Raw genomic sequence first — 6,873 nt, 5'->3', positions numbered from 1 at the left:
CGGGAAATCTGTTATTCCAAGGCGCCGCTATAAGAATACACCTCAAGAAAGAGTCGATTGGTGCTTATATCGGTATCGACATTTAGTGGAGAATGCTTTTGGAAGAATTAAGCACTATCGAGCAATATCAACAAGATATGACAAGCTAGCAAGAAATTACGCCAGTATGGTGTCACTGGCGTTTATGTTAATGTGGCTGCCGATGTATTGCTGAACAACATTTGTACAGCAAAGATCAACAGACCCTAGGGACATAACCAATTTGGCTGGCCACTTTGCGTAAGCTGAGCCCTATGGCACCTTGATCTATCAGTAACTCAGTTGCCGCTTGTATTGCCATCGCGCGAATTTCATCATGGCTGTGTTCTTTTCGTCTGGCCATAGGTCTCATCCCCTGTTGAATAGCAAGAGACTAACAGCAGTTAAAATAAAAAACAACGTTCAAAATAAGTTTGTTTTACGTACAGAAGAGGGTAAATAATGAAGGATATTATTGAAGATGATGGATAAAGATAGGCACTCGAATTAGATTCCCTCAGCAAGCCGAACTGGAACCGTGGGATGACATCACCTAAAAGAGCATAAAAAACGGCGCGCTCAGTCAGCACACCGTCCATTATTTTGATTTAAAAATCATTCTTAATTCAAAGGTGATTTTTATTTGAGGATAATCTTTGGTTCAAAGATAAGCGCGCGATTTAAGGCCTGCGATAAGTCATCACAACCCTATCTGCGCCATCGCCAAAATAATCGGCCTCAAAAGTTGAATCAATGAAACCTAAATGCTGATATAAGCCATGGGCAGGGTTACTCGGATCAACGGTTAAACACACCCGCTCAACTGACACGGGCAACTCGGCTAAACATTGTTGCATCAAACGTTTGCCGAATCCCTTCCCGCGAGCATTTTCACTCACTGCGACAGATAATATCCACATGCAGTTAGGATCGCTACTCTGGGCACTGAGCAAATAGCCTTGTAGCTGATTATCTGCATCCACGGCCACTAAAAATTGCTCTGGCCAACAATCAAATCCCTGACGGAAGAAAAAATCGGGATAGCTGTGCTCGCCAAAAATGGCCTGTTCGAGCTGATAAACCGCGAATAACTCTGACTTTAATACCGGACGTATAGACTGCATTTGAAAATCATTCACCTATTAAAATCTTATCCCACTCTAAGTTGGGTGCACCAACTACGATGAAATTAGGGTTCTCTAAGCTCTCGCGCTCATTGTAGGTTAACGGTTGCAGCTCAGTATCCATCAGCTGTCCACCCGCTTCCTCGACGATAATTTGCGCGGCTCCCGTGTCCCACTCACCCGTTGGTCCGACTCGTACATAACAATCAGCACGACCTTCGGCGACAAGACAACTCTTTAACGCTGCGCCCCCCATCACGACTAACTCGCAGTGTTTGGGATGGTTGAATAGGGTCAACACAGATTGGGGGTCCTGACGGCGACTTACGGCCAATCTTAGGGATACCTTTTCACGGTGCTCAATTTGGCGACTGCTAATACGCACTTCTTGTTTATCCGTGCGTTTGTACGCCCCTAAACCAGCAATAGCGTAATAACACACTTGCGTCATCGGCACATAAACCACGCCCATCACAGGACGATTGTGTTCCACCAGCGCGATAATGACTGAAAAATCACCGCTGCCAGCGATAAACTCCCCCGTACCATCGAGCGGATCCACCAACCAATAGCGCTTCCAAGATTCACGCACACTCAACGGAATGTCAGCGGCTTCTTCAGATAACACAGGAATATCAGGCGTTAAGGCGGTTAATCGGTCACAAATGATCTTGTTCGCCGCTAAATCTGCGGAAGTGACAGGGGTATTGTCAGACTTCATTTCTCGCTCAAAATTACCTTTGAGATAAATGTCACGGATAGTTATCCCTGCATCGGTCGCAATCGCAATAACTTCGTCGATCAACTCTTCTGGCTTCATAACAACTCCAATCGCCTGCTGAGCGAATGTTTTGCAAGCGTGCAAACTCTGAACGCTTAAAAGGAAAAAGATTATTTAAGTTATATACCCAAGCTACCTGAAAATACGAGTTTCAGAGCGCCTAGGGTGCTTCAATTCAAGGCGCATCAATGAAAGAATGTCGGCCACCTTTTGAATTGATGCAACACCGAAGTGGAGTGCCCTAGGCGCTCCGTCCCGGCGGGTTTTAACGCACTTTATGCTGTGTTGGTTATTTTTAACTTAGCCCGCTAGGTCTGCAAATAACCGCCTTGCCTAAAGTGCGTTAAACTCCCGCTGAATTCTGCATCTTCAGGTTGTTTGGGTATAAATATTTTTGCGCCAAAAACAACGCGCTCACACTACGGGATTCAGAAAAATCGACATCATCGAGCAAGGCTTCCCAATCGGCGAGCGCCCAAGGCACCACATCAATTGGCTCAGGCTCATCACCTTCAAGGCGACTCTCATACAGATCTTCTGCAAGAAAAATTTGCATCTTACTAGAGAAATAACCCGGAGCTAGGCTGAGTTCTTTCAGTAAGGTGAGCTTATTCGATCCAAAGCCAATTTCTTCCTGTAATTCACGATTAGCAGCTTCTATTGCTGTCTCACCGGGATCGATCAAACCTTTTGGGAAACCGAGTTCGTAATTATCAGTTCCTGCAGCATATTCGCGTGCCAGTAGCATTTTCCCTTGATGAATAGGCACTATCATCACAGCGCCACGACTACCGCCTTTCATGCGCTCATATTGGCGCTCTACACCATTGGAGAACTTAAGATGCACTTGCTCAATTTGAAATAATCGGCTTCTCGCGACAACTTCGGTATGCAATATTTCCGGCTTATTCTGCCGTTGCGACATAACTGCCTCTGGATAAAAAAGCGATAAATTAAATAAGGTAAGTAACAATCTTACTATCCTGTCTTTAATCTACAACCTGAATTTATTATATGCTCCTAATGGTAAGCCACAAATCCTTTGCGATATGCATCACAAACCCAGCTCAGCCTTAAGTGAACACCTTCAAAATATTCTCAAATACGATGTTTTATTGGATAGTAAAAAGGGGCGAATGCCCCTTTTGATATGCTAACGCTTAAAATTGATATCGTAGATTGAGCTGGTAACTGAGGAAATCATTAGGCTCGATATCCACATATTGATATCCCAAACCTACAGACCATGACTCAGTAAATTGATAGCTAAAACGCACGCCCGCATACCAATCTGTACCATCAAGCTCTGTAGTTAAACGGCTATTGCCCATAGTGCTACTGATATCCGCTTGCCACCTAAACAACCCGATGGGTACTTCGAACCGCCAAGCTTCATGTTGGAGTAAAGTGAAGCGTAATCCCAGCATAACACCATCGGCCAGAACTGGCGTCACGGCTTTGACCTGCTCATGATATTGCTCAGGGGTGAGACTTGCGCCCTCAATCCTCGCAGTCCCATTACCAAAGTCGGCATAGCCTAATTCGATGGCAACATAGGGAGTCCATTGATAACCGATACTCACACCCAAAGCAGTATCTTTATCATCAACCGATGTTACAAAGCCTGCCCCCGCTTGTGGCTGTAGATCTCGCCTGCTGCTATCAACCTGAGCTTGCCCGACAAATCCCTCGACATACCAGTTATCAGCCGCATTTGCTTGATTAACGGAGCCTACGAGCAACACAGTGCCCAAGACTAATTTATGTAATTCCTTACGGCGAATTAAACCCATTGTAAGAATCAAACCTAATGCCCATAAGGACATACTGCCTCCACCCGACTTGTTATCTATCACCACATCTTGGTATGCCTTAACTGTGATTAACGCTTGCCCAGTTGCTTCGCCGCCCAATCCATCACTAATCTGATAACTCACAGTATCTACTCCATCAAATCCAGTTTTAGGGATATAACGTAGTTTATTAGACTCAACAGAAACCGTTCCTTGCTGCGCGGTTGCGCTGACTAAGGTTAAAACGTTTCCATCGGGATCACTGTCATTACTCAACACATCGAGTAACAAGCTCGTTCTGTCATCTATGGCAGCACTATCGTTCACCGTCGTAGGTGCCGTATTGCCATTAACAATCACAGTCAACTCACTACTCGCAGTACCACCTTTACCATCGGTAATGCTATACACCAGCACATCTGTACCGATGAAATCGGTTGCTGGCGTGTAACTTAACTGCTGATTAGCCAAGATAACTACGGTTCCGAACTCGCTGGTGACTTGTGTTACCGTCAAGGCATCACCATCGCTATCCGTATCATTGGCGAGCACATCGACATCGAGACTCTGATTCCAAGGTAAAGATGCCGTATCTGGGTTCGCCACAGGTAAATGGTTACCATTGAGTATCACTGACACGCCACTTGGGTCGACAATGGTTCGGTTAGCGACGCCATCGTCATCGTTTGGCCCACCATCTTCTATGGTTAACTGCACACACCAATGGCCTTCAGTTAATCCAGAAGTCCAACGATTATCTCCAGGAGGAGGGCAGAAACCACGCTCACCTTCACTACTGGAGACACTATTGCGCGCATCAATCACAAAATCCTTCCAACCATTTTGGGCTTGATACTTACGATATACTGCATTGGCAGGAACTGGCGAACGTTGTGGTATCACCAGACTGTAACTCTGCCCTTGTTGCGGTAGTCCTGTAGCAATGAAGTCAAAAATCCCCCCCACATTAGCCGCGATACTGTCTTCAGGAACCAGATTAGGTAATAGTTGAATACCACTTTGCTCTTGCATCAGTGCAATATTACCTAAGCGTAAGCACACGCCCGCTTGCCCCTCTGCCAGAAAGTACACAGGCTGCAACTCACCTTCAGGCATCACGTTACAATCATTGATTGCATCCAAGTAATCTGGAATGCCATCGCGGTCTGTATCGGTAAATCCCTCTTGGTTATCAGGGATCAAATCACCGTCGGTATCAGTCCCCGTCAGAGGTGGCAAAGATGGGCGCACAACAATATAAACTTTCTCCGTGGTAGACAGCGCGGGTAAGCCGCTATCCGTCACAGTCAGGCTCACAGGATAAATGCCCGGCAAGACCTCTGTCGGCAAGAAGAACATCCCCGCATCATCGGACTGCAAGTTCAGCGCGCCACTCGACCATACAGATGTCAAAGTATCGTTCATGTTGGCATCGCTAATCTGCGCATGAATATGAACCTCGCCACCATTTTGTGCCACGATCAACTGACGTTCACCCGCTTGAGTCACCTCAAGAGTCACACTCGGGGCAATGTTAGCCTCAGTGATCGACACTTGTGTTTGCTTCTTACTGCCTAAATTCAAACTTGGATCTAGGCTGATCAACACATCTTCTTCAGCCTCAACTTCCCCATCCTCTATGGTTCTAAAGTGAATATGGGCCAATGTACCTGAAGTAATCTCCACTACCGCATCGACTAAGTCATGATCATTGCTGTCCGCGGAACCTGCAACCGTATAAGGAACTGATATTGGATACTCAGGCGCGACACCGTTTAAGTGAATACTAACAACAACCTCATTACCCTCACCCACGACTTGATCTTTACTCAAGGAAATTAATGGATGCACTTTTACTTTCTGAGCCTTAGTCGCTTTGTTGCCATCACCATCTACGGCTTGCCAGTAAGCAAGATAACTACCAGGGGCAAAAAATAAACGCTTATCGACCAAAGAAACGGGCAGTGGACGACCATTACGATCGACGGCCTTAGCAAACCCTAGATCCACCCGAGTGAACAAGCCTGTTGCATTAACCTCAACATCACTAGGTACAGTAATAACAGGTAAATTGTCAGCCTCCCCACCTTCTAGCAGTAAGTTGACTTTTGCACTTGCGCGCCCTTTCTGACCATCACTAATGGTATAACGAAGTGCGACCGGACCAACATAAGCTACAGGGGCAGTAAATATGAGTCCATCAGCAGTAATCTGCACACTACCTATGTCTGCCGCCGCGCCATCGATAGTCAAAGTATCACCGTCCACATCAACATCATTCTCTAGCGCAGGTAGTGTGTATTTATCATCCGCGGTGCTGGCTAGAGTGTAATTATCATCGACAGCTTGTGGGTCATCATTCACTGGCGTGACATTAATGGTGATAGTTGCAGGCTCAGAACTCAGTTCAGCATCCTTAGCAATAAAGCTTATCTGATCTGCACCGTTGAAATCTTTCTCCGGTGTGTATAACCACACAGTTCCATGCTGCTCCAAAGTGCCCGATTCAGGTTGGCTCACCACTTCATAGGTAAGAGGATCACTATCTGCATCCTCCCCAGTAAGCGTGATCATCACAGAGCTATCTTCCTCTAAGGTCACACTTGCACTCGTCGCAACAGGCGCATCGTTAACGTTAGTCACTGTAATGCTAAAGGACTGCTCAGCCGTTAAGCCATCCGTGTCCGTCACACGTAAGGTGACCGGGTGACTGCCCACATCAGCATTGCCAGGCGTGCCGCTGAGTAAACCCGTCGCCGCGTTGAAACTCAACCAGCTTGGTATAGTCACTGCACTCAATGTCAGTACGTCGTCCACATCGACATCTGTAGCGGCAAAGGTATAGCTGTAAACAGCCTCTTGCACAGCGGCCGTAGTTGCTGTTGAAGTGATGGTAGGTGCGTCGTTACTATTAGTGACTGTAATACTAAACGATTGATCTGCTGTTAATCCATCTGTGTCCGTCACTCGTAAGGTGACAGCATGACTGCCCACATCCGCATTGCTCGGCGTGCCACTGAGTAAACCCGTCGCCGCGTTGAAACTCAACCAGCTCGGTTTATTGATGGCACTCAGCGTTAATACATCACCCACATCAGAATCAATTGCAGTCAAGGTGTAGCTGTACGCGACATCTTGGGCTGCCGTCGTCATCGCC

The 6,873-nt window shown here is 46.6% G+C and carries 5 protein-coding genes and 1 pseudogene; 1 reads left to right on the top strand and 5 read right to left on the bottom strand.

Annotated elements, in window-relative coordinates:
• Positions 1-214: transposase (locus L5M29_RS23430; protein WP_248943622.1), on the top strand; the 214-nt coding region annotated here is incomplete at its 5' end.
• A gap of 33 nt (positions 215-247) precedes the next feature.
• Here the strand turns inward: L5M29_RS23430 and L5M29_RS23425 are convergent.
• The 5 genes and pseudogenes from L5M29_RS23425 to L5M29_RS23405 form a co-directional block, all read right to left on the bottom strand.
• Positions 248-382, bottom strand: a pseudogene (locus tag L5M29_RS23425) (TetR/AcrR family transcriptional regulator); the annotation flags it as partial.
• A 316-nt stretch (positions 383-698) separates the two neighbouring features.
• Entirely contained in the window at positions 699-1,142 is a 444-nt protein-coding gene (locus tag L5M29_RS23420; RefSeq protein WP_263170315.1) for a GNAT family N-acetyltransferase, read from the bottom strand.
• A gap of 7 nt (positions 1,143-1,149) precedes the next feature.
• Positions 1,150-1,962, bottom strand: a complete 813-nt coding sequence (gene cysQ, locus L5M29_RS23415; protein ID WP_011848162.1) for a 3'(2'),5'-bisphosphate nucleotidase CysQ — start codon at positions 1,960-1,962, stop codon at positions 1,150-1,152.
• A 304-nt stretch (positions 1,963-2,266) separates the two neighbouring features.
• A complete protein-coding gene (nudE, locus tag L5M29_RS23410; RefSeq protein WP_263170314.1) occupies positions 2,267-2,848 on the bottom strand; it encodes an ADP compounds hydrolase NudE in 582 nt (193 codons plus the stop codon).
• Between the two features lie 235 nt (positions 2,849-3,083).
• A partial coding sequence (locus L5M29_RS23405; protein ID WP_263170312.1) for an Ig-like domain-containing protein occupies positions 3,084-6,873 on the bottom strand: 3,790 nt, incomplete at its 5' end.

This window comes from Shewanella sp. SM95, from assembly GCF_025653595.1.
GTDB lineage: Bacteria > Pseudomonadota > Gammaproteobacteria > Enterobacterales > Shewanellaceae > Shewanella > Shewanella oncorhynchi.
The sequence above is the reverse complement of the archived record's forward strand: the minus strand, read 5'-3'. Positions and strand labels throughout refer to the sequence as shown.

What these genes read in the sequence shown, in the direction of transcription:
- nudE (WP_263170314.1), bottom strand. Translation starts at nt 2,848, where the DNA reads ATGTCGCAACGGCAGAATAAGCCGGAAATATTGCATACCGAAGTTGTC.
- cysQ (WP_011848162.1), bottom strand. Translation starts at nt 1,962, where the DNA reads ATGAAGCCAGAAGAGTTGATCGACGAAGTTATTGCGATTGCGACCGAT.
- L5M29_RS23420 (WP_263170315.1), bottom strand. Translation starts at nt 1,142, where the DNA reads ATGCAGTCTATACGTCCGGTATTAAAGTCAGAGTTATTCGCGGTTTAT.